This is a genomic window from Burkholderia stabilis (assembly GCF_001742165.1).
GTDB classification, from domain to species: domain Bacteria; phylum Pseudomonadota; class Gammaproteobacteria; order Burkholderiales; family Burkholderiaceae; genus Burkholderia; species Burkholderia stabilis.
On the sequence record NZ_CP016443.1, the window covers coordinates 1,241,583 to 1,267,685 of the forward strand.

Genomic DNA, 26,103 nt, shown 5'->3' on the forward strand with positions numbered 1-26,103 from the left:
CGCCATGCCCGGCTGCCCCGCCCCGGCCGCGTCAGAAGTTCACGCGAATCCCGGCCATCACCGCCAGTTGCCGGCTCGAATTGCTGTTTGCGAGCACCGGAATCTGCGCATAGTTCACGGCGTTGCCGTTCGCGTCGGTGCCGAGCCCCGTCCCGCTCGCGATCTGGCCGATCGCGACCGCATACAGCGCAGTGCGCTTCGACAGGCTGTAGTTCGTGCCGACGTTCACCTGGTGGAAGCGCGTCGTGCCGCGTCCGTCGGTATGCGCGGCGTTGAAGATGTACGCGACGCCGCCCTGCAGCGCGGGCGTGAACATGTACGTGACGTTCAGCTCGCCGATGTCGAACGTGAACGCCTGCGTGCGCGGCTGCGCGGCGGTCGAGAAATAACGGCTGTCGCCGAGGCGCGTATGCGTATAGGTGAGCGCGACCGTCGCCGCGCCGAGCGTCACCGAGCCGCCCGCGCCGAACGCGCGCATCGAGCCGGCGTCCTGCAGCAGGCAGTACATCGCGCCCGGGTTGCTGCACGAGAAATCGCCGATATAGCCGCTTGCGCCGCCGAGCGCCGCGTCGAGCGGCTGGTGCAGGTCGAGGTAGCCGACCGAAAACGCGACCGGCGCGCGCGTGTACGTCGCGGCCACCGCATAACCGCGCTTCGCGGAAAAATCGCCGGCCTGCCCGCCGAAACTGAACGTGCCGCCGAACGTGAGGCCGTTGAAATCGGCGCTCGTGAACTTCACCGCGTTGTTGAAGTTGAACGCGGCGTTCAGGTTGTCGACGTCGCCGAGATGCGAGCCGTACGGCGTGGCCCAGTTGTTGCTCGATACATACGCGCCAAGCATGTCCGTGTACGAGTCGTATTGCCGGCCGAGGCCGAGCGTGCCGATCGTATCGTGGCGCAGCCCGACCCACGCCTGCCGGCTGAATGCCGTGCCGCCCTGCAGCGCCTGCCCGTTCGCGGACAGGAACTGCTGTTCCAGCGTGAACACCGCGTTGAGCCCGCCGCCGAGCGGCTCGGCTCCCTGGAACCCGAAGCGCGACGGCACGAGGTTGCCGCCGCCCATCTGCCATGCATGTCCGCCGCCCGTGCTGCCGTCGGCGCGCGTGAACTGCTGGTTCGTCGAGTAGATGATGCCGGTGTCCACGGTGCCGTACAGCGTCACGCTGCCCGATGTCTGCGCGTGTGCGTGCATGCAACCCAGCGTAGCCGCCGCCGCGGCCAGTCGTCGTCCGATCTTCATGTCCCGCCCCTCTGTTTTCATCGATCTGCAGTGCAAATCGATGGGGTTGTCGAATTGGGTGACAGGACTCTATCCAGCGAAAATTCAGGACCTCTATCGCAAATCGGCAAACGGTGGATCGCGCAGTTCGCGACGACGCCCGGCGGCTTCGTCGCGGTGCGCGCGCGTCATTCGGGGCGCGTCGTCTGGGAAGGCAGTTCGCCGAACAGGTCGCGATATTCGCGCGCGAAATAACCGAGATGCGTAAAACCCCAGCTCGCGGCGGCCTCGCCGACACCGAGCTGCTGCACCGACGTCGTGCGCAGCATGCGACGCACCGCGTTCAGCCGGATCGTGCGCAGATAGCCGACCGGCGTGACGTCGGCCACGCGCTGGAAGCTCGTTTGCAGCGTGCGGCGGCTACAGCGCAGCGCGCGGCACAGTTCGAGCACGGTGACGGGTTCTTCGGGCCGGTCGCGCAGATGCTTCTCGCAGCGGCTCACGATGTCGCTGTAGGTCGCATGCGTGATATCGCGGCGCTCGACGCCGATACCCTGCTCGAGCGCATCGAGGAACATGCCGAGCATCGCGTCGCGGAACATCTTGCGGGTGGCCGCGTATTCGAGGTGGCCCGGGTTGCGCTGCGCATCGTCGATCAGCGCCGACAGCCGCACGCCGAGCGCGACGCCCTGCGCGTCGGACAGCCGCGTCACGTGCCGCAGCTTGCGCGCGCCGGATGCGCCGAATTCGGCTTCGCACAGCTCGTCGACCATGTCGGATGCCGCGCTGATCCCGACGAGCCCCATCCCTTCCGGCGTGTGGAATTCGAAATCCTCGCCGGCGCGCAGCGCGAGCAATGCATATCCGTCGATCGGCTGGCCCTGGAAAGTACCTGCGAGCGGCACGGACAGCGGCACCGCGAGCGACGTGCGGCCGGCCGGCGCGAGCCCGGTTTGCGCGACGCGCCGGTTGGTCGTTTCGCGGAAGAAGTGAAAATCGTCGTACAGCACCTGCGTCACCGTGCCCCTGAAGCGGCCCGGCGTCATCTGGCGGTAGACCTGATGCCAGCCCGCGATCGCGAGCCCGTGGTCGTGCACGTCTTCGTGTGAGCGTGACTGGAACAACATCGGCGTCTCCGGTAAAACCCTGATTCCTGGATCCTGGATGTGGCCGGGCGCATCCGCGCGGCCGCAACGCCACAGCTTACCCGCGCAAAATCCTGCGTAGTGCGGTTTCGAATGCAAGACAGGCCGCCGACAGCCCGGCGGCCTGCTCTCCGGTCAGGCGGACGTAGCGGCGAAACGACGGCATCCGGTTCACGACCTCGCTGCCGCCGAACGGCACGATCGCGAGCGTCCAGCAGCCGTCGCGCGCGTCGATCGCGCAGTCGGTCAGGTGCAGCGGCCGCAGCGCGTCGGCCAGCGACGGCTCCGCGATCAGCGCGGCCAGCGTATCGGCGAATCCGGGGTCGCATCCCGGCTCGGGCGTCGCGTCGATACCCGTGCGGCGCAGCCAGCCGGTCTGCCGTACGCGGGCGCTGCCCTGCGCGGCCGGGCCGCGAGCGGCCGTCGACACCTTCACGCTGACCGTATGCATCAGGAACTGGCGCTCGACACGCTCGTCGACGCTCACACGCACGCCGTTCGGCAGCCGCGCCGCCGGATGGCCGACGCCATCGGCATCGCGCACCGCACGCAGATCGGTGAGCACGCGCGCGGCGATCGCGCCGGGCCGATGGCCGGGCGGCGGCGCATCGGGCGCCGCGCGCCACCGGGCAAGCGCGGCCTTCACGACGCGACGTGCTCGTTGCGCAGCACTTCCTCGACCGGCACCGGCTTGAACGGATGCCGGCGCTGCACGACGAGCGTCCAGAACAGCGCGTACAGCGCGGTGAGCCCGAGCATCGCGCCGAACGGCACGTAGATGTCGCGCGCGTTCATGCCGGGCGGCGTGATGTACCAGATCGCGAGCACGATGCCGACGCTCGACACGATCTGCGGCAGCGGGAACAGCGGCGAACGGTACGGGCGCGGCAAATCCGGGCGACGGATGCGCAGCATCACGACCGATGCGGTGACGAGCAGGTACGCGGTGCCCCACGCGCAGGTCGCGGCGAGCACGAGGTGCAGGATGCTGTCGAGATTGCCGTTGATCAGCCACGCGTGGAAGATCGGCACGATCGCCGCCGCGACGATCCCGACCACCGGCGTCTTGAAGCGCGGATGCAGGTACGCGAAGCAGCGCGGCAGCGCGCCGTCGATCGCCATCCCGTACAGGATGCGCGGCAGCCCGGCCATCAGCGTGTTGATCGTCGCGGCGCCCGCGCACAGGAACGCGATGCCGAACCAGATGCGCCCGAAGGGCCCAAGCACCTGCAGCGCGAACGCGGGAATCGCGCCCGGCGTGTCGAGCAGGTGCGTGAGGCCGTCGGGGCTCACCGGCACGTTCGCGACCTGGCGGCGGATCGCCGCGCCGTACAGGAACATGCAGATCGCGACGCCGACGAGGCCGAGCGCCATCGCGCGCGGAATCGTCTTGCCCGGCGTCTTCATTTCCGGCGCGAGCGGCGTGACGAACTCGCAGCCGACGAACATGAACATCGCCATCCCGACGAGCGACAGCACGGCCGGCACCGACGTGCCGACTTCCGAGCCGCCGAACCAGCCGTCGAGGTGCACGGCCGGCGCAGCCGCGAGCCCGAGGATGCCGAAGATCATCAGCGACAGCCACATGCCGGCCGTCAGCACGATCTCGAGCTTGCTGAACACCTTGATGCCGATGATGTTGGTGATCGCGAACGTGACCACGAGGGCGACGCCGACGAGCCAGGAGCTGTTGTGCTTCTCGAACGCCGCGTTCAGCGATTCGAAATTGACGAGCGCCATGATACCGCTCAGGATCGTCTCCGCCGTGCCGGCGAACACGTGCACGAGAAAGTACGCGGAAATCGTGCCGGTGATCGCCCAGAAGCGGCCGAGCCCGCACGACAGGTAGTCGTAAACCGAGCCGGCCGTCGGCAGCATCGCCGCGGCTTCGGAGAAGGTGGTCGCCTGCGCCTGCATCATCACGAACGCGATGATCATCGCGACCGCGAACGCCCAGCCGCCCATCCCGAAGCCCGACGTCGCGGTGAGGATCACCGGGCTCGCCATGATGAGGCCGACGGCGCTCGCCAGCGCGGTCGGAAAGCCGACCGCGCCCGCCTTCAGCGCCGTGCCGCCGCCCGTCTCGGCCGGCGTGCCGGCGGGCGTGTCGCCCGCGGCGCCGGTAATTCCTGACCATCCCGACATCTTTGTCTCCTTCCTGTGTGGGCCTCGACCTGCGCTACGGCAGTGAGAGGCCCCATGCTTTGCGGTCGGCCCGGGACGGCGCTTCAGCGCTTCGGCACCCGGGTCCCCTGTCGATCACACGTTGATCCGATGTCGAAAAAATACGCAGGCAAAATAATCCGGTCATAGCGCAAATCGGCAAACCCGCGGCGGCTGCGATGCCGCCGCCGGCCTGCCGTCACGCAATCACGTCGTCAGGCGAACGGTACGGCCTCGAAGCCCGCCGCCAGCGCGTCGACGATCCGGTCGAGCTGTTCGCGCTGAATCACGAGCGGCGGCGACAGGATGATCTTCGTGCCGACCGGCCGCACCAGCACGCCGTTCTCGCGCGCAACTTCCGCGACCGCGTTCGCGTAACCCGACAGCGGGTCGATCGGCTCGCGCGTCTCCTTGTTCGCGACGAGGTCGAGCGCGAGCATCAGCCCCTTGCCGCGCACCTCGCCCACCGACGCGAAGCGTTCCGCGAACGGCTGCAGCGCTTCGAGCAGATACGCGCCCTGCTTCGCCGCGTTCGCCGGCAGGTCTTCCTTCACGACGATGTCGAGGCTCGCGATCGCGGCCGCGCACGCGACCGGGTGGCCCGCATACGTGTAGCCGTGCATGATCGCGCCGCCGAAATCCGCATTCGCGGCGAACGCGTCCTCGATCCGCGCGTTCACGACCGTCGCGCCGAGCGGCACGTAGCCCGACGAGATCCCCTTCGCGAGACACATGATGTCGGGGCGCACGCCCCAGCCGCGGCTGCCGAACATGCTGCCGCTGCGGCCGAAACCCGTCACGACTTCGTCGGCGATCAGCAGCACGCCGTAGCGGTCGCACACCTCGCGCACGAGCGGCCAGTAGTTGGCCGGCGGCACGATCACGCCGCCCGCGCCCTGGATCGGCTCCGCGATGAACGCGGCGACCGTGTCGGGGCTCTGGAACTGGATCTCGCGCTCGAGCATTTCCGCGCAAATCCGGCCGAGTTCCTCCGGGTCCTGCGTGAACGGGTTGCGGTACAGCCACGGCGTCTCGACGTGGAAGCAGCCCGGCAGGTTCGGCTCGTAGTTGCGGCGGAACACCGTGTTGCCGTTCACCGACGCGCCGCCGAAATGCGTACCGTGATACCCCTGCTTCAGCGAGATGAACTTGGTGCGATCGGCCTGGCCGCGCACCTTCCAGTACTGGCGCGCGATCTTCAGCGCGGTCTCGATCGAATCGGAGCCGCCCGAGCTGTACAGCACGCGGCGCATTCCTTCCGGTTCGAGCATGTCGATCACCTTCTTCGACAGCTCTTCCGCGCGCGGATGCGAGATCCCGTCGAACAGCTGGAAGTATTCGAGCTCGTCGAGCTGGCGCACGATCGCATCCTTCACTTCCTGGCGGTTGTGGCCGACATTCACGTTCCACAGGCCCGCGACGCCGTCGACGAGCTTCCTGCCCTCTTCGTCGAACACGTAGCAGCCGTCGCCGCGAACGATGCGGATCGGCTTGCGCTGCTTCATTTCGTTCGGGTGCACCATCGGGTGCCAGAATTTCGCTTCGTTGTAGCTCATTGCAGTCTCCACTGTCGGATCGTTTGGACGAGGTTGTTCAGGTTCGCGCCGCGCATCAGTGCGCGATGCAGACGGATTTGGTTTCGGTGAAGCCTTCGATCGCGTATTGACCGAACTCGCGGCCGATGCCCGATTGCTTGTAGCCGCCGAACGGCATCGACGGGTCGAGCGGAATATGGCAGTTCACCCACACGGTGCCGGCCTCGATCTGCGGCACGAGGTTCATCACGCGCTTCAGGTCGTTGCTCCAGATGCTCGCGGCCAGGCCGTACGGCGATGCGTTCGCGAGGCGCACGGCGTCGGCCGCGTCGTCGAACGGCACGACGACGATCACCGGGCCGAACACCTCGTCGCGCACGATCGCGCTGTCCGGATGCGGATCGGCGATCACGGCCGGCTTCACGTAATAGCCGGGCAGATCGTCGGCCGGCGTGCCGCCCGCGAGGAACGTCAGGCCCGCGCGGCGCGCGCCTTCGATGTGCTGGACGACCTTGTCGCGATGGTGCGCGGACACCAGCGGGTTGATCTGCGCGGTCGTGTCGAGACCCGCGCCGAGCTTCATCGACTGCGCGACGCCCGCGAGGCCGTCGGCGAGCTGCGCGAACTTGCTGCGATGCACATAGATGCGCGATGCGGCCGCGCACACCTGCCCCTGGTTGAAGAACGCGCCGGCGGCGACACCGTCGAGCGCCTGCGCGACGTCGATGTCGTCGAGCATCACGATCGGGTTCTTGCCGCCGAGCTCGAGCGAGAAGCGCGTCATGTTCTGCACGGCCGCCGCGCCGACCAGCTTGCCGGTCGCGGTCGACCCGGTGAACGAGATCTTCGCGATCGACGGGTGGCTCGCGAGCGCGGCGCCGCACGTGCGGCCGCCGGTGACGACGTTGAACACGCCGGGCGGCACGCCGGCTTCGCGGGCAAGCTCGGCGAGGCGCAGCGCGGTGAGCGGCGTTTCCGGCGACGGCTTCAGCACGATCGTGCAGCCGGCCGCGAGCGCGGGGATCAGCTTCCACACCGCGATCATCAGCGGGAAATTCCACGGCACGATCGCGGCGACCACGCCGACGGGCTCCTTGCGCGTATAGGCCGTGTAGCGCGCGCCGGGCGGGAACGGGATCGACACGTCGAGCGTCTGGCCGGTGATCTTGGTCGCCCAGCCGGCCATGTAGCGCACGTATTCGACGCTCGCGCCGACTTCGATCGCGCGCGACACGTGGATCGACTTGCCCTGGTTCAGCGTTTCGAGCTGCGCGAGCGTTTCGGCGTCGCCTTCGATCAGGTCGGCGAGTTTCAGCAGGATGCGTTCGCGGTCGGCCGGGCGCAGCCCGCTCCACACGCGCGCGTCGAACGCGCGCTTGGCGCTGGCGACCGCGCGGTCGACGTCGTGTTCGTCGGCGTCCGCGACCGACGCGAGCCGCTCGCCGGTCGCGGGGTCGTACACGTCGAGTCGCGCGGCCGTGTGCGCGGGCTGCATTTCACCGTCGATGAAGAGGCCGAAATCGCGCGCAACGAAGGTGCGCACGGTGTCGCTGACGGCGACGAAGTTCGTGGTGCTCATGGGCGTCTCGAGGATTGTCGTGGCTGGCCGCATGCGCGTGGGCACGCGGGCGTCGGACCACTGTATCGAGCGAGGCGGGCGCGCAGTTAGCGCAAATTGGCAGGGCGTGGGGAGTTACAGGAACAACGCGCCGACCAGCTCCGTGCGGTTCGACACGCCGAGCTTGCGGTACATGCGCATCAGGTGGGTCTTGATCGTCGGTTGCCCGAGCGCGAGATCGCGCGCGATCTCCTTGTTCGAGCGGCCGTCACGCACGAGGCGCGCGATCTGCTCTTCGCGGTAGGTCAACCGCTCTTCGCAATCGATCCGGTGAATCCCGCGCCGCGCGCGCAGCAACGGACTCAACGCGGCTTCGGCGACCGGCTGCAGCCGTGCGAGCGCGTCGATTTCGCCGGGCGCGAAACGGCCCGCCGTGCCGTTGCCGGCCCCGTCGCCCATGCCGAACCGCAGCAGCGAGAACGCGCCGACCGTCCGGCCCGCGTCGCGCAGCCAGATCTCGACGACGTCGGCCACGTCATGCCGCCGCAGGAAACGGGTCCAGTACGCGGATGCGTCGCGCCTTTCGTCAGGCAATTGGGATGCGAGCGTGACGACCGCGCATTCGCCCGCCGCGCAACGCGACGGATGCAGCGGATCGAGCATCCGGTAACGCGCGACATAGGTGCGATGCATCGATTCCGGCATCCCGAACAGCTCGAAATCGGCCGGCTCGCCGCTCAGGTCGAGCCGGTAGAACACGATCGCGGACGGGCTCGCGAACGCATCGAACGCGTCCACGCACGCGCGCAGCGCGCGCTGCCAGTCGACGGCGTCCTGGTCGGCGGGAACGGATGGAATCGGCATGGTGGAATCGGCTGGCTGGCGGACGAACGTGTCGAAGTTCGGGCCAGCCTACCGGCGCCGAAATGCGCCGGTGAGCGCAAATCGGCAAATCGTCCCGGGGTGGCTGGGGTGGCCGATGGGCCGTTGCGTCGCTGGGCCGCCGCCCCCGGGCCGGTGTGGTCGCTCGGCCGCGGGACAGGTGCGGCCGGTTGGCCGGGACGAAGCGCGCGCGACGGTGCGCGCCCCGCCCTCCGTCAGCGCGCGTTCGCGGCGAACGTGTCGCAGGCGCTCACCTCGCCCGACTCCATCCCGCGCCGCAGCCAGTACACGCGCTGGTCGCTGGTGCCGTGCGTAAAGCTTTCCGGCACGACGTAGCCCTGCCCCTGCTGCTGCAGCCGGTCGTCGCCGATCGCGGCGGCCGCTTTCAGCCCCTGCTCGAAATCGCCGGGTTCCATCAGCCGCTGGTTCGCGCGCTGCGCGTTGTTCGCCCACACGCCGGCAAAGCAGTCGGCCTGCAGTTCCATCCGCACCGACAGCGCGTTCGAGCGCGCCTGGCTCGAACGCCGGCGCGCGGCGTCGACCTTGTCGGAAATACCGAGCAGGTTCTGCACGTGGTGACCGACTTCGTGCGCGATCACGTAAGCCTGCGCGAAATCGCCGCCCGCGCCGAAGCGCTTGCGCAGTTCGTCGTAGAAGCCGAGGTCGATATACACCTTGCGGTCCGCCGGGCAGTAGAACGGCCCCATCGCCGTCTGGCCCGTGCCGCAGGCGGTCGGCGTCGAGCTCGTGAACATCACGAGCTTCGGCGGCTCGTACTGCGCATGCAACTGGGTGTTGAACACACCCGTCCACGTGCGCTCGATATTGCCGAGCACCTTGCGCGTGAACACCGAGCCCGGATCGTTCGCCGGTGCGCCCTGGCGCTGCGCCGGCGCGGGCTGCGCCTGCTGCTGGCGGCCCTGCAGCGCCGATGCGCCTTCGAGCACCACGCGCGGGTCGATCCCGAAGAAATACGACGCGGCCAGCGCAACCACGATCGTACCGATGCCGATCGTCGCGCCGCGCCCGCCGCCGAAACCGCCGGCGCCGCGGCGATCTTCGACGTTCATGCTTTCTCTTTCGTCGTCCAGCCTCATTGCCGGCCCCTCCCTGTTCTTGTCGACGGTCCGGCCACGCCAGCGCGCAACCGGGCGATAAGCCGTGATGGCACGCGCCATCGGCAGACGCGATGCCCGCGCATCGGTCTGGCCGGCCTGCCGCTCTGCTCGCACGACGGAATCGGCCGGCCGGTGCGCCGCGCGTCGATGCGCGGCCTCGCCCGCGCTATTGTGCCGGGCTTTCGCGACTTATCCCAAAAATGTGGAGGATAGAGCGATTCGGGGCCGGACATCGTCAGCCTTTGCAAAATGGGCCACGACCTTTCAGGCCGGCCAAAAGGACTGCCCGCGTTCATCCTTCCGGCTGATACCGGCGCGGGCCGGCGCCGCCTAAAGTGACCGGGAACGACACCTTTCCGGAGAAGAACATGACGCACCCGCAACCCCGCACGATCGCGATCACCGGCGCGGGCACCGGCATCGGCGCCGCGTGCGCGCGCCGCTTCGCCAGCCGCGGCGACCGCGTCGTGCTGATCGGCCGGCGCCGCACGCCGCTCGACGCGCTGGCCGCCGAAACGGGCGGCCTCGTACTCGCCGGCGACGCCGCCAGCACGGCCGACTGGGCCGGCTTTCTGCCGGAGATCGCAGAACGCTTCGGCCGCGTCGACGCGCTCGTCGCGTGCGCGGGCGGCCACGGCGTCGGCCGCGCGGACGAAACCGACGACGCGCAATGGCGCGACGCGATGCACGCGAACCTCGACACGGCATTCGTCAGCGCGCGCGCGTGCCTGCCCGACCTGATCGCGCAGCGCGGCAGCATCGTGCTGGTCGCGTCGATCGCGGCGCTCGCGGCCGGGCCCGGCGTGTGCGGCTATACGGTCGGCAAGCACGCGCTGCTCGGGCTCGCCCGCTCGCTCGCCCGCGACTACGGCCCGCATGGCGTGCGCGCGAACTCCGTCTGCCCGGGCTGGGTCCGCACGCCGATGGCCGACGCGGAAATGGAGCCGCTGATGGCCGCGCATGGCGACACGCTCGACCGCGCGTATGCGCGCGTGAGCGCCGACGTGCCGCTGCGGCGCGCGGCCGATCCGGACGAAATCGCGGCCGTCTGCGCGTTCCTCGCGTCGCCGGACGCGTCGTTCGTGACCGGCGCGACGCTGGTCGCCGACGGTGGCGCGATGGTGGTCGACGTGCCGACGCTCGCGTTCGACGCGATTTGACACAAGGGGGCGCGCCGCCTCCTGACGCCTCACGGTGGGCACCGTTCCCCGCACGCTCCGGGACCTGCCGGCACCTGCCCCAACGCGCTGCGACCTGCCGACACCTGCCCACCCGTCCTGCGGGCTGTCGACACCTGCCCCGGCGGCCGCTGCGGTGCGTTCGCCGCGCCGCCTGCTCGTTTCCTGCCCCGAAAATCCGCTACCATCGACCGATCCCGCCGCCACACCGTTCGGACTTCGATGAACATCCGGTTTCTTGAAACCTTCGTCTGGCTCGCGAAGCTGGAAAACTTCCGGCTAACGGCCGAAAAACTGCACACGACGCAGGCCGCCGTGTCGAGCCGCATCGCATCGCTCGAGGAAGCGTTCGACGTGCGTCTGTTCGATCGCAACACGCGCTCGGCCACGCTCACGCCGGCGGGCCGGCGCATGCTCGCGTATGCGGAGCGGATCGTGCGGCTCGACGGCGAAATGCGCCGCGACATCGACGCGGCAAGCGACGCCGGCCTGATCCGGATCGGCGTGATCGAATCGATCGTGCACAGCTGGTTTCCGGCACTGATGGCGCAGTTGCGCGAGCGTTATCCGCGCCTCGACGTCGAAATCACGAGCGACACGACGCTGCACCTGATCCGCCTGCTCAGCACCGACGGCGTCGACCTGATCCTGCAGACCGATCCGGTGCCCGGCCCCGACTTCACGAACCTGCCGCTGTGCGAATTCCCCGTGCACTGGGCCGCCAGCCCGCGCCTCGGGCTCGGCGGCCAGCCACTCGACGTCGCGCGCCTGGCCGAGTTTCCGATCATCAGCTTCTCGCGCCACTCGGGGCCGCACGCGACGATCGAGCGGCTGTTCGCGGCCGTCGAGCGGCCGGCTAGCATCAACTGCATCACGTCGGTGGCCGCGATGATCCGCCTCGTCGCGGACGGCTTCGGCGTGGCCGCGCTGCCGCCCGCGATCATCGGGCGCGAGTTGCACGAAGGCGCGCTCGAGCTGCTCGACGTCGAACCCGAATTCCCCGCGCTGCCGCTCGTCGCGACGTACCGTTCGCAGGGCCTGCCGGTTGCCGCGCGCATCGCCGAACTGGCGAGCGAAGTCGCGCGCGCGATGTCGGCCGCAGCAAGCCATGCGAAACCGGCCGGATCGCCTCAGCCTGATCCCGTCGACGCATCGCCCGCCCGTACCCGGACGGCGGCAAAGACCAATACGAAGGCGAAACCGAAAGCGAAACCCGCGACGAAACCCGCACCGTCCGCCGCCCCGCCCGCAAAACGCCGCCCGCCCCGCTCATAAGAAAACCTGTTCACCGCGAATTTGTTTTCTTGTTGGACGGGCGCGGCCCGTCTTCGGGAAACTGCGGTTCCTGACACACCCCCGTCACGAGGAACCCCGCGATGACCCGCCCTTCCCTTCCGCACGGCCAGCTTTGCGTCTGGACGGATATCGACCCCGCGCACGAAGCCGATTTCAACGCGTGGTACGACCGCGAACACATGCAGGAGCGTGTCGCGATTCCCGGCTTCACGCATGCGCGGCGCTTTCGCGCGACCGACGGCGGCCCGCGCAAGTACCTCGCGCTGTACGTGACCGACGTGCTCGACGTGTTCCGCAGCGACGCCTACCGGCGCGCGTTCACGCAGCAGACCACGTGGTCGCTCGCGAACTTCGAGCGCATGACCGGCACGCAGCGGCGCGTCGGCGAACTGGCGATCGAGGCCGGCGACGGCGAAGGCGCGCATCTCGCGCTGTTCGTGCTGCCGCCGGAGCGCATCGAAGTGGCGCAACTGCGCGAGCAATTCGACGCCGCGCTGCACGAGCCGGGCATCCACGCCGCGCGGCTCTTCTGCACCGCACCCGAGCTGTCCGCGCCGATCGGCGCCGATGCGGCCGCCCGCCCGGCCGCCGATGCGCTCGTGCTGATCGAAGGCAGCGATGCGGCCGTGACGCGCCGCGTAGCCGCCGCGCTCGCCGGGCACGACGACGTGCGCACCTTCGACCTGCTGTGGCGCGCCGCCGCGCCGCTGCCGGTTGCGTATCGCGACGCAGAAGCGGAGCCGGCCGCCGCCGCACTGCCTGCCTGAGCGCCTGAGCGCCTGAACACCCGAACGCCGACGCCGGCCGCGCCGCATTTGCACGCCGCCGGTGTGCCGGCCCCGCGCTTCATTCCGTCATCCATCACGACCTGCCCGACACCATGAGCACTCTCGCCCAGCCCGCCGCCCACGCGCCCCGCCGCGTCCGCAACAGCCGACTCGCGACCGCGAGCATGATCGGCACGTCGCTCGAGTGGTACGACTTCACGATCTACAACACGCTCGCCGCGCTCGTCTTCAACCATCTGTTCTTCCCGTCGGTCGATCCGCTGGCCGGCACGATCCTCGCGTTCTCGACCTACGCGGTCGGTTACGTGTCGCGCCCGCTCGGCGGCTTCGTGTTCGGCAATCTCGGCGACCGCATCGGCCGCCGCGCGGTGCTGATGCTCACGCTCGTGCTGATGGGGCTGACGACCGCGCTGATGGGCGTGCTGCCGACCTATGCGCAGGCCGGCATCCTGAGCCCGATCCTGCTCGTCGCGCTGCGCTTCGTGCAGGGCGTCGCGCTCGGCGGCGAATGGGCCGGCGCGGTGCTGCTGTCGGTCGAGCACGGCGACCAGAACCGACGCGGACTGTCCGCGTCGTGGACGCAGATCGGCCCGTCGTTCGGCACGCTGCTCGGCACCGGCTGCATCGCGCTCGTGACGCTGTCGACCACGTCCACGGACTTCCTGTCGTGGGGCTGGCGCGTGCCGTTCGCGGCCAGCGCGCTGCTCGTCGTGTTCGGTTTCTGGCTGCGCCGCGGCGTCGACGAAACACCGCAGTTCGAGCAGCTCGCCGAATCGCACGCGACCGCCGAAGTGCCCGTCGCCGACGTGCTGAAGTACCACTGGCGGCGCCTGCTGATCGCGGGCGGCTCGCGGATCGGCTCGGACGTGCTGTACGCGCTGATCGTCGTGTTCACGCTGACCTACGTGACGACCGTGCTGCATCTGTCGCGCCCCGTCGCGCTGACGGCCGTGATAATCGGCACGGCCTGCAACGCGCTCGCGGTGCCGTTCTTCGGCGCGTTGTCGGACCGTTTCGGCCGCCGCCCCGTGTATCTCGCCGGCGCGATCGCCGGCATCGTGTGGGCGTTCGCGTTCTTCGCGCTGCTCGATTCGGCGCGGCCCGTCGCGATCGTCGCGGCCGTCGCGATCGGTCTCGTGATCCACGCGGTGATGTACGGCCCGCAGGGTGCGTTCGTCACCGAGCAGTTTCCGACGCGGGTGCGCTATGCGGGTTCGTCGCTGGCCTACACGCTCGCCGGCATCGTCGGCGGCGGCTTCGCACCGCTCGTGATCGCCACGCTGTTCCGGCAGACGGGCTCGACGACGGCCGTGTCGCTGTACGTCACCGCCGCGCTCGTCGTCACGTCGATCGCGCTCCTCGTCGCACGCGAGACCGCGCACCGGCCGCTCGCGGATTGAGTATCGCCGCATCCCTGTTCATTCCTTTGCACTTCAAACGGATACCCGCATGCAAGCCCTGTCGTTCAACGTGATTTCCCTGCAACGCGCGCCGGCCGCCGTCGACGTCGAGATCGAGCGTGTCGTGATCGCCGGCTGGGCCGGCCGTGATCCGGAAGCGATCCGCGCGCACATCGACGAACTCGCGGCGCTCGGCGTCGCGCCACCCTCGACCACGCCGTGCTTCTATCGCGTGTCGGCCGCATTGCTCACGCAGGCGCCGTCGATCGGCGTACTCGGCGCACGCTCGGGCGGCGAGATCGAATGCGTGCTGGTCGACAGCCCGGCCGGCACGCTGGTCACGGTCGGCTCCGATCACACGGATCGTGAAGTCGAGGCGTACGGCGTCGCCGTGTCGAAACAGGTGTGCGCGAAACCGCTGGGCCGCGATGCGTGGCTCTACGCGGATGTCGCCGATCACTGGGACGCGATCGAGATGCGCTCGTGGCTGATTTCGCGCGGCGGCGAACGGGTTGCATACCAGCATGGCGCGGTCAGCGGACTGCTTGCGCCGGGTGCGCTGTGGCAACGTTTCGACGACCGACGCACGATGCCCGCGCGCTGCGCGATGTATGGCGGCACCGTCACCGTGCATGGCGCGATCGCCGCGATGGGCGATGGCGATGCGTTCGAGATGGAACTGCACGATCCGGTGCTCGGGCGCAGCCTGAAGCACCGGTATGCGGTCGAGGTATTGCCGGTCGTGGCGTGACGGGGGCGGCGCTCGTCACGCCTTGAACGTGATCCACGGCTTCAGCCGGACCGCACTGCGAATCAGACCGGCCTGCTCCTGCGCATCGATCACCGGTCCGATCGGCTTGTAGGCTTCCGGCGCCTCCTCGATCCGGCGTTCGTCGCGCAACGTCACGCATCGCCACGTGCCGGGCGCCTGCTCCGTGCGCATCCGCCGCAATACCTGCCGGCGCACGCTCCGGCCTGCCCCATGGCTGCATGACCACAGCCAGTCGGGATGGCCGAGCCCTGTCGCCAGAAACGACGCATCGCCCATCGATCCGGGAATCAGCGCAAGATCGCCGTCACGGGCTGGCGTCGCGCCTTTGCGATGGATGTTCATCCCGTTCTCGCGCAGCACGACGTTGTGCGGCACATCGACCACGAGCGCCGAACGGGTCTCGCCGGTCAGTTCGGCCAGTTCCTTGCGCACCATCTCCGCCAGGACGACGCGATTCAGCCACGCATAGCGCGCGGCGGTGCCCATCGCGACGAGGTATTCGCGCGCCAGTTCGCCGGAAAGACCGTACAGACCGCTTTCCGGATGCTTGACACCTACCGGCCATGCAGCCCGCGCCCGATCCATCCAGCGACGCCCGACGTAGAAACCGACATCGCGCGAACCGCTGTGAATCATCACGACGACATCGTCCTTCGCGAGCCCTGCACGATATGCCGCATGCCGGTCAAACACCGCATCGACGATCTGCAGTTCGACGAAATGGTTGCCCGAGCCAGGCGTACCCAGGCAGGGATCGCGAAACACGTCGCGCGAGCCGACATGCGCGTCCGGCGCATACTTCGCATTGCCGTCGAACCGGTCGAGGCCGATGCATGACGACAGTTCGTCGGCAAGCCGACCGCGGTCGACCTGCTGCCAGAGGCCCTGTTGCGCGACGCGATCGACGAATGCCGCGGGGCCAACGTCGAACAGCGCGCGAAATGCGTCGCCGCTGACCGGCACGTCGCGGCGATCCGCGAGAATCGCGCGCGTCAGCCGCTCCACGAGCGCCGATTCGAACGGCGCGAGCGCGGACCGCTTGAGGCCCGTCGTGACGAGACGCATCCCGCAGTTGATGTCGGTGCCGATCGCGGCGGGAATCACGAACGCGTCGTCGGTCGCGACGACCGAACCGACGGGCGCAACACCGCCCGGATGGAAATCGGGCGTCGCACATGCCTTGCAGACGCCGTGATGGCCATCGGGAGAACAGACTGCCGCGAACGCGAGCAACTGCTGCACGGCCTTCTCCTCGAGCGGGAGCGAATCGGGCAACAGAACGGAAGCCTGCGACTGTTCATTGCGCAGGTGATATATGCCGGCGTGATAGTCGACACGGATGCCTTGCCGCTGCAAGGCCTTTTTTAAGCGAGGGAAGGTAGACATCGCTGCTGGAAATGAAAAAGGTACGACGCGACCTCCGGTATTCCGGCGGTCGTGAGTACCTTCCTGCAGCAGCGTCGAGGAAGGGAGCGCGGATCATAGCAGACTGCTGCCGTATCCGCGACGGCCGTTGCTCACTTGAGACACCTCAGCCCCGCCAGCGTCGCCTCCACCGCCGTATCAAGCGGCGTCAGCGGCTCGCGGCCGAGCACCGCCGTCACGCGCGCGTTGTCCATCCGCAACGGCTCGCGCCACAGATAGCGCATCTCCAGCATCTCGCGCAGCGTCGTGACGAACGGCGCCGCCGCCCACACGACCCACCACGGGAATTTGCGCACGGCCGGCCGCATCCCGTGCCGCTGCGCCACGCGGCTGATCGCTTCGGCCATCTGCATGCCGTCCGCATCCCAATGCCCGCCGAGATGGAAGCGCGCAAACGACTCCAGCGTGTCGCGCCGCTCGATCAGCTCGACCATCGTGCGCGCGACGTCCGGCAGGTACGCCCACTGATGACCGACACCCGGCCGCCCCGGCACGCTGATGCTCGAAACGGGCCGCCCCGGCTTGATCAGCCCCTGCGCAAACCAGTTGTTGCCGGCGCGCACGCCGAAGAAATCGCCCGCGCGCACGATGATCGTCCGGACGCCCTGCGCAGTCGCTTCCTGCAGCCGCCGCTCCAGTTCGACGCGGATCGCGCCCTTGCGGGTCGCCGGATGCTGCGGCGCATCTTCGCGCAGCACCGGAAACGCGTCGGCGCCGTAGTTGTAGACCGTGCCGGGCAGCACGACGGTCGCCTGCGCCACCGTCGCTGCCGCGATCGTGTTGTCGATCATCGGCAGCACCTGCGTCGGCCAGTTCCGGTAGCCGGGCGGGTTCACCGCGTGCACGATCACGCTGCAGCCGCGCGCGGCCCGCACCACCGCCTCGCGATCCATCGCGTCGCCGCGCACCCACGTCATCCCGTCGCGCTCCACCACTTCGGCGTCGAGCCCGCGCTTGAGCGCGCGCACCTGCCAGCCGGCATCGCGCAACTGCCGCGCGACTTCCCCGCCGATCCCGCCGCTCGCGCCGAGCACGAGTGCCTGTCGTTGCATTCCGCCTGCGTCCGTCGTCATTGCCGTTCTCCGTGAATGAACCATCGTGAGAGGCATTCTGGCGCGCCGGCGGCTAACAAGGAATTGCCTAACCCGGAAGATCAGCTATACATTTATGTATGACCACCGATCTGAACTGGGAACGCTACCGCACCTTTCTCGCGGTGCTGACGGAAGGCTCGCTGTCCGGCGCGGCACGCGCGCTCGGCATTACGCAGCCGACGGCCGGCCGCCACGTCGCGGCGCTCGAAACAGCGTTCGGCCAGACGCTGTTCACGCGCTCGCCGTCGGGCCTGCTGCCGACCGAGGCGGCGCTCGCGCTGCGCGGCCATGCGGAAGCATTGCGCAGCGCGGCGGCGGCTTTCGAGCGCGCGGCCGCAAGCCACGGCGCCGGCGTGCGCGGCACCGTGCGGATCTCGGCCAGCGACGTGATCGCCGTCGAGGTGCTGCCGCCGATGCTCGCGCAATTGCGGCGCGACCATCCGGGGCTTGTCATCGAACTGGTGCCGACCGACCGTATCCAGGACGTGCTGAACCGCGAGGCCGACATCGCGGTGCGGATGGCGCCGCCCGCGCAGGACGCGCTCGTCGCGCGGCGCATCGGCGAAATCGAAGTCGGGCTGTTCGCGCGCGACGATTACGTGGCGCGCAACGGTGCACCGTCGACGACCGACGAACTCGCGCGTCACGCGCTGATCGGTTTCGATACGGTCACGCCGTTCATCCGCTCGGCGGGGCGCGGGATGCCGCTGTGGAAACGCGATGCGTTCGCGCTGCGCACCGACAGCAATCTCGCGCAGCTCGCGATGATCCGCGCCGGCTACGGCGTCGGTTTCTGCCAGACGGGGCTCGCGAAGCGCGACGCACGGCTCGTGCGCCTGCTGCCGGAGCAGCTCGCGATGATGCTGGAGACCTGGGTAGTCATGCACGAGGATCTGCGGACCAGCCCGCGCTGCCGGGCGGTGTTCGATGCGCTCGCGGACGGGTTGCGTGCGTATGCGGACGGAGAAACCGCCGAGTAGGCGGCTCGACGCATCGCGCGGGTGACGCTACTCGTAGCGCTTTCCGGCGAACAGGATATCCGCCATGCGCCGCCACGGATTGTCCGGTACGTCGTAGAAGCGCAGCCCTTCCTCCGACGCCTCGGCCCAGTCGACCATCGCTTCCAGGTACTCGCCGATCGAGCGGTTTTCCCAGCCGAGCGCGGCGCGCGCATACGGCGACGGCGGCGCATCGGCGTCGAGCTGCCGCTCCTTGTTCCAGTCGTGGCCGAGCACGCGCAGGAAGTGGATCAGCGAGCGCTCGTCGACCACGCGCTCCAGCGCGTCCTGCAGCCGTTCGGCCATCTGGCGCTTCAGTTCGTCGTTCATTCGTTCGGCCCTCTTGCTGCTTCTCTCGAATACGCGCCGTCGCATGTCGCGCGGCGCGGTTTTACATCAGCAACTGCCGCGACAGCACCTCGCGCGCCTGCGTGACCGACTCGCGTTCGCCGGGCATCGGCGGCGTCAGCGAAAACACCGCATCGGGCAGCGGCGGCAGCCGGTATTTCGCGCCGAGCCGCATCATGCCGTCGCAGATCGCCGACGCGCACAGGCAGCCAACGCCCAGCCCCGCCGCGAGCATCGACTGCAGCCCCGCGACGCCCGACGCGCTGTGCACCAGCACGTACGGCATGCGCTGCTCGTCGAGCGAGCGCACGGCGATCTGATGCATCATGCAGTCGTCCGGCAGCAGCACGAGCGGCAACGGCTCGGGCAACTGCTCGGCCAGCGCCGGCGACGCGACCCACGACAGCGGCTCGCGCCGCAGCACCCAGCGCGTATCGGCCGACGCCGGCCGAAACGGCCCGCTCGACAGGTGCATCACGACGCCGAGATCGATCTGCCCCCTCGCGTGCGCGATTTCGATGTCCGCGCTCTTCATCGCGCTCACGTGCAAGCTCAACTGCGGATAGCACTCGCGCAGCCGCGCCAGCATCCCCGCGACTTCATTCGTCCGGTAGTAATCGGTGATCGCGACGCGCAGCTCGCCCTTGATCGCCTGCCCGCGCAGCTCGTCGAACGCGGCCTCGTTCAGCGCGACGATGCGCCGCGCGTGCTGCAGCAGCCGCGAGCCGGCCGGTGTCGGCTCGACGCCGCGCTTGCTGCGCACGAACAACGGCACGCCGGCGCGCGATTCGAGCTTGCGCACCTGCTCGCTGACCGTCGACTGCGACAGGTGCAACAGCGGCGCGGCGGCCGTCAGGCTGCCGGCGTCCGCGACCGCCGCGAAAGTACGCAACTGGTCCAGGTCGAAGCCGCGCATCATCGTTCTCCATCCATCGAATAACCCGATGGATGCTACCACTCTTTCCCGCTTTTCCGAATCATCGACCCCGCCGAGAATACGGGATCAATGGCCTGCCAGCGCCGCTCGCGCATGCGGCCCTCATTTTTCGGAACCTGCTTTCATGACGGACAACACCCTTGCCCCCTGCGCGCCGGCCGGCGCGGCCGCCGCGGCGACGCCGCGCAGCCATCACGGCTGGGCGCTCGTGGTCCTGCTGGTCGGCGCCATTCTGCCGCCGCTCGACTACTTCATCGTGAATCTCGCGCTACCGGCCATCCGCGACGGCATCGGCGCGCGTCCGGCCGAGCTCCAGCTCGTCGTGTCGGCCTATGCGTGCGCGAGCGCGGTCGTGCAGATCACCGGCGGGCGCCTCGGCGACCTGTACGGCCGCAAGCGCATGTTCATGCTCGGGATGGCCGGCTTCGTGCTCGCGTCGACGCTGTGCGGGCTCGCCGGCAGCGGCGCGGTACTCGTCGGCGGCCGCGTGCTGCAGGGTTTGTTCGCCGCGATCCTCGCGCCGCAGGTGCTCGCGACGATCCGCAGCGTGTTCAGCCCGCAGGAGCAGGTGCGCGTGATGGGCTTCTACGGTTTCGCGTTCGGACTTGCGGCGGTGATCGGCCAGCTCGGCGGCGGCGCGCTGATCAGCCTGCATCCGTTCGGGCTCGGCTGGCGCGCGATCTTCCTCGTCAATCTGCCGATCGGCATCCTTGCGCTGATCGGCAGCTGGCGCTTCATCCCCGAGAACCGGCCGCCGCGCGGCCAGCGTATCGACGTGCCCGGCACGGTGCTGATGTCGCTGGTCCTGCTGATGCTCGTCTACCCGCTCACGCACGGACGCGAGGCCGGCTGGCCGCTGTGGATGATCGCGTGCCTCGTCGGCGCGGTGCCGATGCTCGGCGCGCTGCTGGCGGTCGAAGCGGGCCGGCTCGCCCGCGGCCGCGATCCGCTGCTCGACGTGCGCCTGCTGCGCAACCCGGTCGTCGCGCTCGGGCTCATGCTCGCGTTCCTGTTCTATACGCTGAGCGCGTTCTTCCTGAGCTACGGGATCTATCTGCAGGGCTGCCTGAACTGGTCGCCGCTCGCGTCAGGCTTCGCGATCCTGCCGCTCGGGCTCGGCTTCCTGGCCAGCCCGCTGCTGATGCCGCGCCTCGTCGGCCGGTTCGGCGGTTACCGGGTGCTCACGCTCGGCTTCGTCATGCTCGCGGCCGGCGTCGCGACCGCCGCCGCGCTCGCGAGCGAAGGCGCGCCGGGGCCCGGCTTCTACGCGGGCATCGCGGCGATCGGCATCGGGCAAGGCCTCGTGCTGCCGTCGGTCGTGCGGATCGTGCTGGCGGAAGTCGATGCGGCGCGCGCGGGTGTCGCATCCGGGATGGTCACCGCGATGCTGCAGATCGGTGCGGCGGTCGGCGCCGCGACGATCGGCGGCGTGTTCTTCGCGCGGCTCGGCGGACATCCGGCCGCGATCGACTACGTGCAGGGGTTCAGGACGTCGATGTTCGTGCTGACGATCGTGCTGCTCGCATGCATCGCGCTGTCGGCCGCGCTCGGGCCGCTGCATCGGCGGCTGCATGCGGGCGCGTGACGCGGGGCGGCGATCGCACCGCTGGCCGGACGTGAAGCGGGAACGGTGAATGCGCGGCCGCTCGCCGGCATCGCATTCATCCGTGTCGTTTGCGTTGCGCTTGCCGCGCTTCCCACTCGGCCAGTTCGGTGCGATAGCGCGCGAGCGCTTCGTCGTAGAGGTCGAAAACGCACGGCGAACAGCCGCTGTTGCAGCAGTCTTCCAGTTCGGGCTGTTCGGGCGGGGTCGGACGGGGATCGTCGATGGACGGATCGGTAGGAGCTGACGTGGGCACGGCGAAAATCGAATGACGGAGAACGCTCAGTATAAGTGGATGCCGCCCAGCCCGGGCGGCACGCATGCGGCGCCGTGCGCTCATCCATAATGGCGCGATCGTCGACGAAGCGCGCAGCGCAGTCGACGGCGCGCCCGCATCGCGCCCCCGAGCACTGCCCTCCGTGCAGCCGAGCCGTCCCCACCGACCGACAGGAGTTGCGTCATGGCTGAAGCAGTGAATCCGCCGGAAGTCTGGGCGCCGTTCGGCGCGTTCTCGATGGCCGTGATCCAGGGCGACGGCCGGATCGTCCATCTGAAGGGGCAAGTCGCGCTCGACCGAGGCGGTCAGGTGGTCGGCCAGGGCGACATGCGCACGCAGGTGCGCCAGACGCTCGACAACATCCGCGACGTGCTGGCCGCAATGGGCGGACAGATGCGGGACGTGATCTCGCTCGTTCACTACGCGACCGACATCGACGCTTTCATGCAGGCCGGCGACATCCGCAAGACGTACTTCGCCGAGCCCTATCCCGTGACGACGACCGTTCAGGTCGAGCGCCTCTACCACCCCGATCTGCTGATCGAAATCACGGCCGTCGCCGAAATTCCGCTGGCGCGGTTTCGCCGGCCGTCGCCTCACGCGTGAATCGCGGCAGTCCGGCACGGCATGGTGCGCTGACCGGAGGTCGCCCCGGCCAGCGCACACGCAACACCGCCGCTTACTTCGCCGGCGCCTCCGGCTTCACGGCGCCGGCGCCCGGCTTGTCGGCCAGCGGCTGCCACGCGGCGCCCAGCGCATACCAGTCGATGCGGCGCGTGAGCGTCATGATCCCGGCGAGGATCGCGAACAGCAGCAGCGAACCGAGCATCAGCGCGTTGTCCTCCGACAGCAGCAGCCCGTAGAGCGCCGCGTACAGCATCGCGAGCAGCGCCGCGAACGTCGCGCCGCGCTTCACGCTGTGCAGCACGAACGACAGGTAGAAGCCGAGCAGCCCGATGCACGCGCCGCTGGCCACGAGATACGCGCGCCCGAACGCGATGTGCTCGGACAGGCTCAACAGCAGCAGGAAGAACAGCGCGAGCGACAGGCCGACCAGCAGGTACTGGATCGGGTGAATGCGCAGCCGCTTCACGAGTTCGTACATGAAGAAGCTCGCGAACGTGAGCATCACGAACAGCGCACCGTACTTCGTCGCGCGTTCGGCCTGCAGGTAGACGTTCACGGGTTCGATCACCGATACCGACGCCATCTCGATCGCACCATCCCCGTTGCCGGATGCGACCTGCTCGCGCGCCTTCGTGTTGAACGACGTCACGTGCCAGTTGCTGGTGAAACCCTGTGCATCGATCGTCCGCTCGCCCGGCAGGAACGCGCCGCCGAAGCTCGGGTGCGGCCACTTCGACTTCAGCGAGAACTCGTTCTGGTCGGCCACCGGCGCAAATGCGACCGATTCCGCCCCCACCAGCGGCAGGTCGAGACTGAACGGCACGACTGCCCCGGCTTTCGCGAGCGCCGCGAGATCGACGTTCGCATGCACGCCCTGGCGCAGGCTCTCCAGCCGCGAGCCCTGCTCGATGTCGAGCCGCTCGCCGCCGATGCGCAGGTCGGGCTGCGCCTTCAACCCGCGAATGTCGCCGATGCCGAGCGCGACATACGCGCCGTCGATCGTGAAGCTCACGTGGCCGTCCGCCTGCGGCAGCTTCTTCAGGTCCGGCAGCGCGAGCGTGCCCGTCATCCGGCTCGCCAGGTCGTACACGAGCGCTTTATGGATGCCGCGATAACGGACCTTGATGTCGAGCGAGCCGTCGACGTTCAGCGTCTTCGGAAACACGAGCAGCCGTTTCGTCTCGCTTCTCAGGCTCGTCTTCGGCGCGCCGCGGGCCGGCGCGCTGTCGCGCACGCGCGTGACTTCCGTGTAATGCACGACGAGCACCGGCCCCGTCACCGTCTGCGGCCCCGCGTAGCTCGCCCAGATGCTCTGCAATGCGCTCTCGCGAAACTCGGCGCGTTCCTGCACGATGCTTTGCACCATGTGCAGCGGGATCAGGATCAACAGCACGAGAAACGCGGTGATCACGGACTTGAACAACAGGACTCGATTCATTGCTGAAGGTACCGGAATGGAAGGTACGGCCAGCATGACCGGGCCCGGTGAAGGGCGATTGAAGCCGGTGTGAAGCGAATGTGTGGCGAGCGTGAAGCGCGCTCAACCCGCCGACGGCAACGTGAGCGTCGCGCATGCGCCGCCTTCGTCGCGGTTCGCGAGCGCGACCTGGCCACGGTGCAGCATCGCGACTTCGCGGACGAAACACAGCCCGAGGCCCGTACTGCGATCCTGCCCGTCGGGGCGCGGCAGCGAATAGAAGCGATCGAACACGCGCGGCAGCGCGTAATCGGGCACGCCCGGGCCGTCGTCGGCGACGCGCACGACCGCCACGTGCGCCCTGCCCGCCGGCTGCCGTTCGAGCGCGATCCGGATCGTGCTGCCGTGCGGCGCGAAATCCAGCGCGTTGTCGAGCAGGTTGCCGAGCGCCTGGCGCAGCAGGAACGGATCGCCTTCGACGACCGCCGGATCGGCCGCGTCGTGCACGTCGATCCGCAGGCTCACGCCGCGCTGCCGTGCGCGCGGCTCGATATCGTCGACGAGCTGTTCGAGCACCGGCAGCAGCGCGACCGGTTCGTGCACCGACAGGCGCTGCTTCTGCTCGACTTCGGCCAGCGCGAGCAGCTTGCGGATCATCTGTTCGAGGCGGCCGGCCTGGCGGCGGATGTTCCCGGTGAAGCGCTGGCGATTCTCGACCGGCATGTCCTCCTGCAACAGCTCGGCCGCGCCGCTGATCGCCGCCAGCGGGCTCTTCATCTCGTGCGTGAGCGTGTGGATGTAGGTCTCGACGTACTGCCGGTCCTCCAGCCGCTGATGCATGCTCTCCACCGCGCGGCCGAGTTCGGCCAGCTCGTTCGCGCCCTGCAGCGGCATCACCGCGCGTTCGCCGGCCGCGATCGCGCGCGCATAGCGCTGCAATCGCCGCAGCCCGAGCACCAGCCACCACGTGCACGCGGCGCCGATCAGGATCGCGCCGCCCATCAGCAATGCGCCGTACAGCATGATCTTGCGCTGGCTGCGCGCGATGAACGGCGCGACGGTCTGGTTCGGCTTCGCGATCGTCAGCACGCCGATGATGTCGTTCCCGCGCCGGATCGGCGCCGCGACGTGCATCACGGTGCTGCTGTCGTCGTTCGGATCGGCGCGCGTGCTGCGCGCGCCGTATTCGCCGCGCAGCGTCCGGTACACGTCGTTCCAGCGCGAATAGTCCTGCCCCACCGCACCGCCGTCCGAGTCGTAGCGCACGATGCCGTGCGCGTCGGTGATGTAGATGCGGTAGCTGATCGTGTTCTTGTGCATGCCCCACACGTTCGCGCTGACCGGGCTCGCGTGCAGCTTTTCGAGCTGCCGCGCGAATGCGCCGTCGGCGATGTGGCCGCTCGCCATGTCGTCGGCGGCCAGCGTCGCCAGCACCTGCGCGGTGTCGACGAGCGTGTCCTCCATCGCCTCGCGCACGCCGGGCTTCACCTCCTGCACGAACACGCGCAGCGTGATCAGCGCGGCAAGACCGACGATCAGGAAGAAGCCGAAGAAGATGCGCAGGCCGATATGCATGGGCGGTGCCGGTCGTTACGGTTGCAGCGAATAACCCATCCCGCGATGCGTGCGGATCGGGTCGCGTTCGGGGTCGATCGCGCGCAGCTTGGCGCGCAGCGTCTTGACGTGCGTGTCGACCGTGCGGTCGGCCGAATCGAAGGCCTCGTGCCACACGAGGTCCATCAGTTGCTCGCGCGAATAGATGCGCCCCGGATGCCGGACCAGCAACGCGAGCAGGCCGAACTCGTAGCGTGTCAGGTCCAGCGCGTGGCCGAGCCACGACACGCGCGCACCATCGGTGTCGAGCACGAAACCCGGCGCAACGGGCCCGGCTGCAGTGGCCGGCGCCGGCATCGGCATCGGTTGCGGTTGCGGCGCGGCCGGCCGGTGGAAGCGGCGCAGGATCACGCGCACCCGCGCGGCCAGCTCGCGCGGCGAAAACGGCTTGACCACGTAATCGTCGGCGCCGATTTCGAGCCCGACGATCCGGTCGATTTCATCGTGCCGCGCGGTCAGGAAGATCACCGGGATATCGGTGAACGTGCGCAACCGCCGGCACACTTCGAAGCCGCTCATGTCCGGCAGGCCGACGTCGAGCACGACCAGGTCGAAGTGCGACTCGGACAGGCGGTCGAGCGCCGCCTGCCCGAGCGTGCAGTGGACGGTCTGCATGCCGTCGGTGCCGAGGGCGTAGACGATCGTGTCCGCGATCGCCATTTCATCTTCGACGATCAGGATATTGGGCTGATTCATGGTCTCGGGCAGG

At 68.9% G+C, this 26,103-nt stretch carries 24 protein-coding genes; 8 read left to right on the forward strand and 16 right to left on the reverse strand.

Going from position 1 to position 26,103, the window contains the following annotated elements:
• Positions 1-31: 31 nt before the first annotated feature.
• From BBJ41_RS23530 to ypfJ, 8 genes are all read right to left on the reverse strand, one after another.
• A complete protein-coding gene (locus BBJ41_RS23530) occupies positions 32-1,240 on the reverse strand; it encodes a porin (RefSeq protein ID WP_069748680.1) in 1,209 nt (402 codons plus the stop codon).
• Positions 1,241-1,407: 167 nt separating this feature from the next.
• A complete protein-coding gene (locus tag BBJ41_RS23535) occupies positions 1,408-2,346 on the reverse strand; it encodes a helix-turn-helix domain-containing protein (RefSeq protein ID WP_069748681.1) in 939 nt (312 codons plus the stop codon).
• A 76-nt stretch (positions 2,347-2,422) separates the two neighbouring features.
• Complete coding sequence (locus tag BBJ41_RS23540; RefSeq protein ID WP_069748682.1) at positions 2,423-3,010, reverse strand: DUF3156 family protein; 588 nt, start codon at positions 3,008-3,010, stop codon at positions 2,423-2,425.
• Positions 3,007-4,509 carry an APC family permease gene (locus tag BBJ41_RS23545; protein ID WP_069748683.1) on the reverse strand — a complete coding sequence of 501 codons (1,503 nt, stop codon included), beginning with the start codon at positions 4,507-4,509 and terminating at the stop codon, positions 3,007-3,009. The genes BBJ41_RS23540 and BBJ41_RS23545 overlap by 4 nt, the downstream gene beginning before the upstream one ends.
• A gap of 233 nt (positions 4,510-4,742) precedes the next feature.
• The gene (locus BBJ41_RS23550) at positions 4,743-6,083 is read right to left on the reverse strand and encodes an aspartate aminotransferase family protein (protein ID WP_069748684.1); all 1,341 of its coding nucleotides are present in this window, start codon (positions 6,081-6,083) and stop codon (positions 4,743-4,745) included.
• A gap of 55 nt (positions 6,084-6,138) precedes the next feature.
• A complete protein-coding gene (locus tag BBJ41_RS23555; RefSeq protein WP_069748685.1) occupies positions 6,139-7,641 on the reverse strand; it encodes an aldehyde dehydrogenase family protein in 1,503 nt (500 codons plus the stop codon).
• 114 nt (positions 7,642-7,755) lie between these two features.
• Positions 7,756-8,484 (reverse strand): helix-turn-helix transcriptional regulator, encoded by a 729-nt coding sequence (locus tag BBJ41_RS23560; protein ID WP_069748686.1) that lies wholly within the window; start codon positions 8,482-8,484, stop codon positions 7,756-7,758.
• Positions 8,485-8,717: 233 nt separating this feature from the next.
• The gene (gene ypfJ / locus BBJ41_RS23565; RefSeq protein WP_069748687.1) at positions 8,718-9,599 is read right to left on the reverse strand and encodes a KPN_02809 family neutral zinc metallopeptidase; all 882 of its coding nucleotides are present in this window, start codon (positions 9,597-9,599) and stop codon (positions 8,718-8,720) included.
• 389 nt (positions 9,600-9,988) lie between these two features.
• Between ypfJ and BBJ41_RS23570 the strand changes: the two genes are divergently transcribed.
• The 5 genes from BBJ41_RS23570 to BBJ41_RS23590 all read left to right on the forward strand — a co-directional run bounded on the left by BBJ41_RS23570 (position 9,989) and on the right by BBJ41_RS23590 (position 15,033).
• Positions 9,989-10,780 (forward strand): SDR family NAD(P)-dependent oxidoreductase, encoded by a 792-nt coding sequence (locus BBJ41_RS23570; RefSeq protein WP_069748688.1) that lies wholly within the window; start codon positions 9,989-9,991, stop codon positions 10,778-10,780.
• Between the two features lie 240 nt (positions 10,781-11,020).
• Positions 11,021-12,073: a LysR family transcriptional regulator gene (locus BBJ41_RS23575; protein WP_069748689.1), complete on the forward strand. Its 1,053-nt coding sequence runs from the start codon at positions 11,021-11,023 to the stop codon at positions 12,071-12,073.
• Positions 12,074-12,174: 101 nt separating this feature from the next.
• On the forward strand, positions 12,175-12,861 hold the full coding sequence (locus BBJ41_RS23580) for a DUF4286 family protein (protein ID WP_069748690.1): 687 nt from the start codon (positions 12,175-12,177) through the stop codon (positions 12,859-12,861).
• A 101-nt stretch (positions 12,862-12,962) separates the two neighbouring features.
• Positions 12,963-14,282: an MFS transporter gene (locus tag BBJ41_RS23585; protein WP_069748691.1), complete on the forward strand. Its 1,320-nt coding sequence runs from the start codon at positions 12,963-12,965 to the stop codon at positions 14,280-14,282.
• 49 nt (positions 14,283-14,331) lie between these two features.
• Entirely contained in the window at positions 14,332-15,033 is a 702-nt protein-coding gene (locus BBJ41_RS23590) for a DUF2848 domain-containing protein (RefSeq protein ID WP_069748692.1), read from the forward strand.
• Between the two features lie 15 nt (positions 15,034-15,048).
• Here BBJ41_RS23590 and BBJ41_RS23595 read toward each other — a convergent pair whose 3' ends face one another.
• Both BBJ41_RS23595 and BBJ41_RS23600 read right to left on the reverse strand, forming a co-directional pair.
• Positions 15,049-16,440, reverse strand: coding sequence for an RtcB family protein (locus BBJ41_RS23595; protein WP_069748693.1), 1,392 nt, complete (start codon positions 16,438-16,440; stop codon positions 15,049-15,051).
• Positions 16,441-16,571: 131 nt separating this feature from the next.
• Positions 16,572-17,552 (reverse strand): NAD-dependent epimerase/dehydratase family protein, encoded by a 981-nt coding sequence (locus tag BBJ41_RS23600; RefSeq protein ID WP_069748694.1) that lies wholly within the window; start codon positions 17,550-17,552, stop codon positions 16,572-16,574.
• Positions 17,553-17,650: 98 nt separating this feature from the next.
• Here BBJ41_RS23600 and BBJ41_RS23605 point away from each other — a divergent pair, with 98 nt between their 5' ends.
• On the forward strand, positions 17,651-18,553 hold the full coding sequence (locus tag BBJ41_RS23605; protein ID WP_069748695.1) for a LysR family transcriptional regulator: 903 nt from the start codon (positions 17,651-17,653) through the stop codon (positions 18,551-18,553).
• Positions 18,554-18,580: 27 nt separating this feature from the next.
• Here the strand turns inward: BBJ41_RS23605 and BBJ41_RS23610 are convergent, their stop codons facing one another.
• Positions 18,581-18,901, reverse strand: a complete 321-nt coding sequence (locus BBJ41_RS23610) for a DUF7660 family protein (RefSeq protein ID WP_069748696.1) — start codon at positions 18,899-18,901, stop codon at positions 18,581-18,583.
• A 61-nt stretch (positions 18,902-18,962) separates the two neighbouring features.
• Positions 18,963-19,835, reverse strand: a complete 873-nt coding sequence (locus tag BBJ41_RS23615) for a LysR family transcriptional regulator (RefSeq protein WP_069750340.1) — start codon at positions 19,833-19,835, stop codon at positions 18,963-18,965.
• A gap of 145 nt (positions 19,836-19,980) precedes the next feature.
• Between BBJ41_RS23615 and BBJ41_RS23620 the strand changes: the two genes are divergently transcribed.
• Positions 19,981-21,441: an MFS transporter gene (locus tag BBJ41_RS23620; RefSeq protein ID WP_069748697.1), complete on the forward strand. Its 1,461-nt coding sequence runs from the start codon at positions 19,981-19,983 to the stop codon at positions 21,439-21,441.
• A 76-nt stretch (positions 21,442-21,517) separates the two neighbouring features.
• Here BBJ41_RS23620 and BBJ41_RS39480 read toward each other — a convergent pair whose 3' ends face one another.
• The gene (locus BBJ41_RS39480) at positions 21,518-21,715 is read right to left on the reverse strand and encodes an oxidoreductase-like domain-containing protein (protein ID WP_083281952.1); all 198 of its coding nucleotides are present in this window, start codon (positions 21,713-21,715) and stop codon (positions 21,518-21,520) included.
• Positions 21,716-21,919: 204 nt separating this feature from the next.
• On the opposite strand from BBJ41_RS39480, the gene BBJ41_RS23625 reads away from it, so the two are divergent.
• Positions 21,920-22,342, forward strand: a complete 423-nt coding sequence (locus BBJ41_RS23625) for a RidA family protein (RefSeq protein WP_069748698.1) — start codon at positions 21,920-21,922, stop codon at positions 22,340-22,342.
• Positions 22,343-22,415: 73 nt separating this feature from the next.
• Here the strand turns inward: BBJ41_RS23625 and creD are convergent, their stop codons facing one another.
• The 3 genes from creD to creB all read right to left on the reverse strand — a co-directional run bounded on the left by creD (position 22,416) and on the right by creB (position 26,090).
• Complete coding sequence (creD, locus tag BBJ41_RS23630) at positions 22,416-23,801, reverse strand: cell envelope integrity protein CreD (RefSeq protein ID WP_069748699.1); 1,386 nt, start codon at positions 23,799-23,801, stop codon at positions 22,416-22,418.
• 102 nt (positions 23,802-23,903) lie between these two features.
• On the reverse strand, positions 23,904-25,355 hold the full coding sequence (creC, locus tag BBJ41_RS23635; RefSeq protein ID WP_069748700.1) for a two-component system sensor histidine kinase CreC: 1,452 nt from the start codon (positions 25,353-25,355) through the stop codon (positions 23,904-23,906).
• Between the two features lie 15 nt (positions 25,356-25,370).
• Positions 25,371-26,090 carry a two-component system response regulator CreB gene (creB, locus tag BBJ41_RS23640; RefSeq protein ID WP_069748701.1) on the reverse strand — a complete coding sequence of 240 codons (720 nt, stop codon included), beginning with the start codon at positions 26,088-26,090 and terminating at the stop codon, positions 25,371-25,373.
• Between the last annotated feature and the right edge of the window lie 13 nt (positions 26,091-26,103).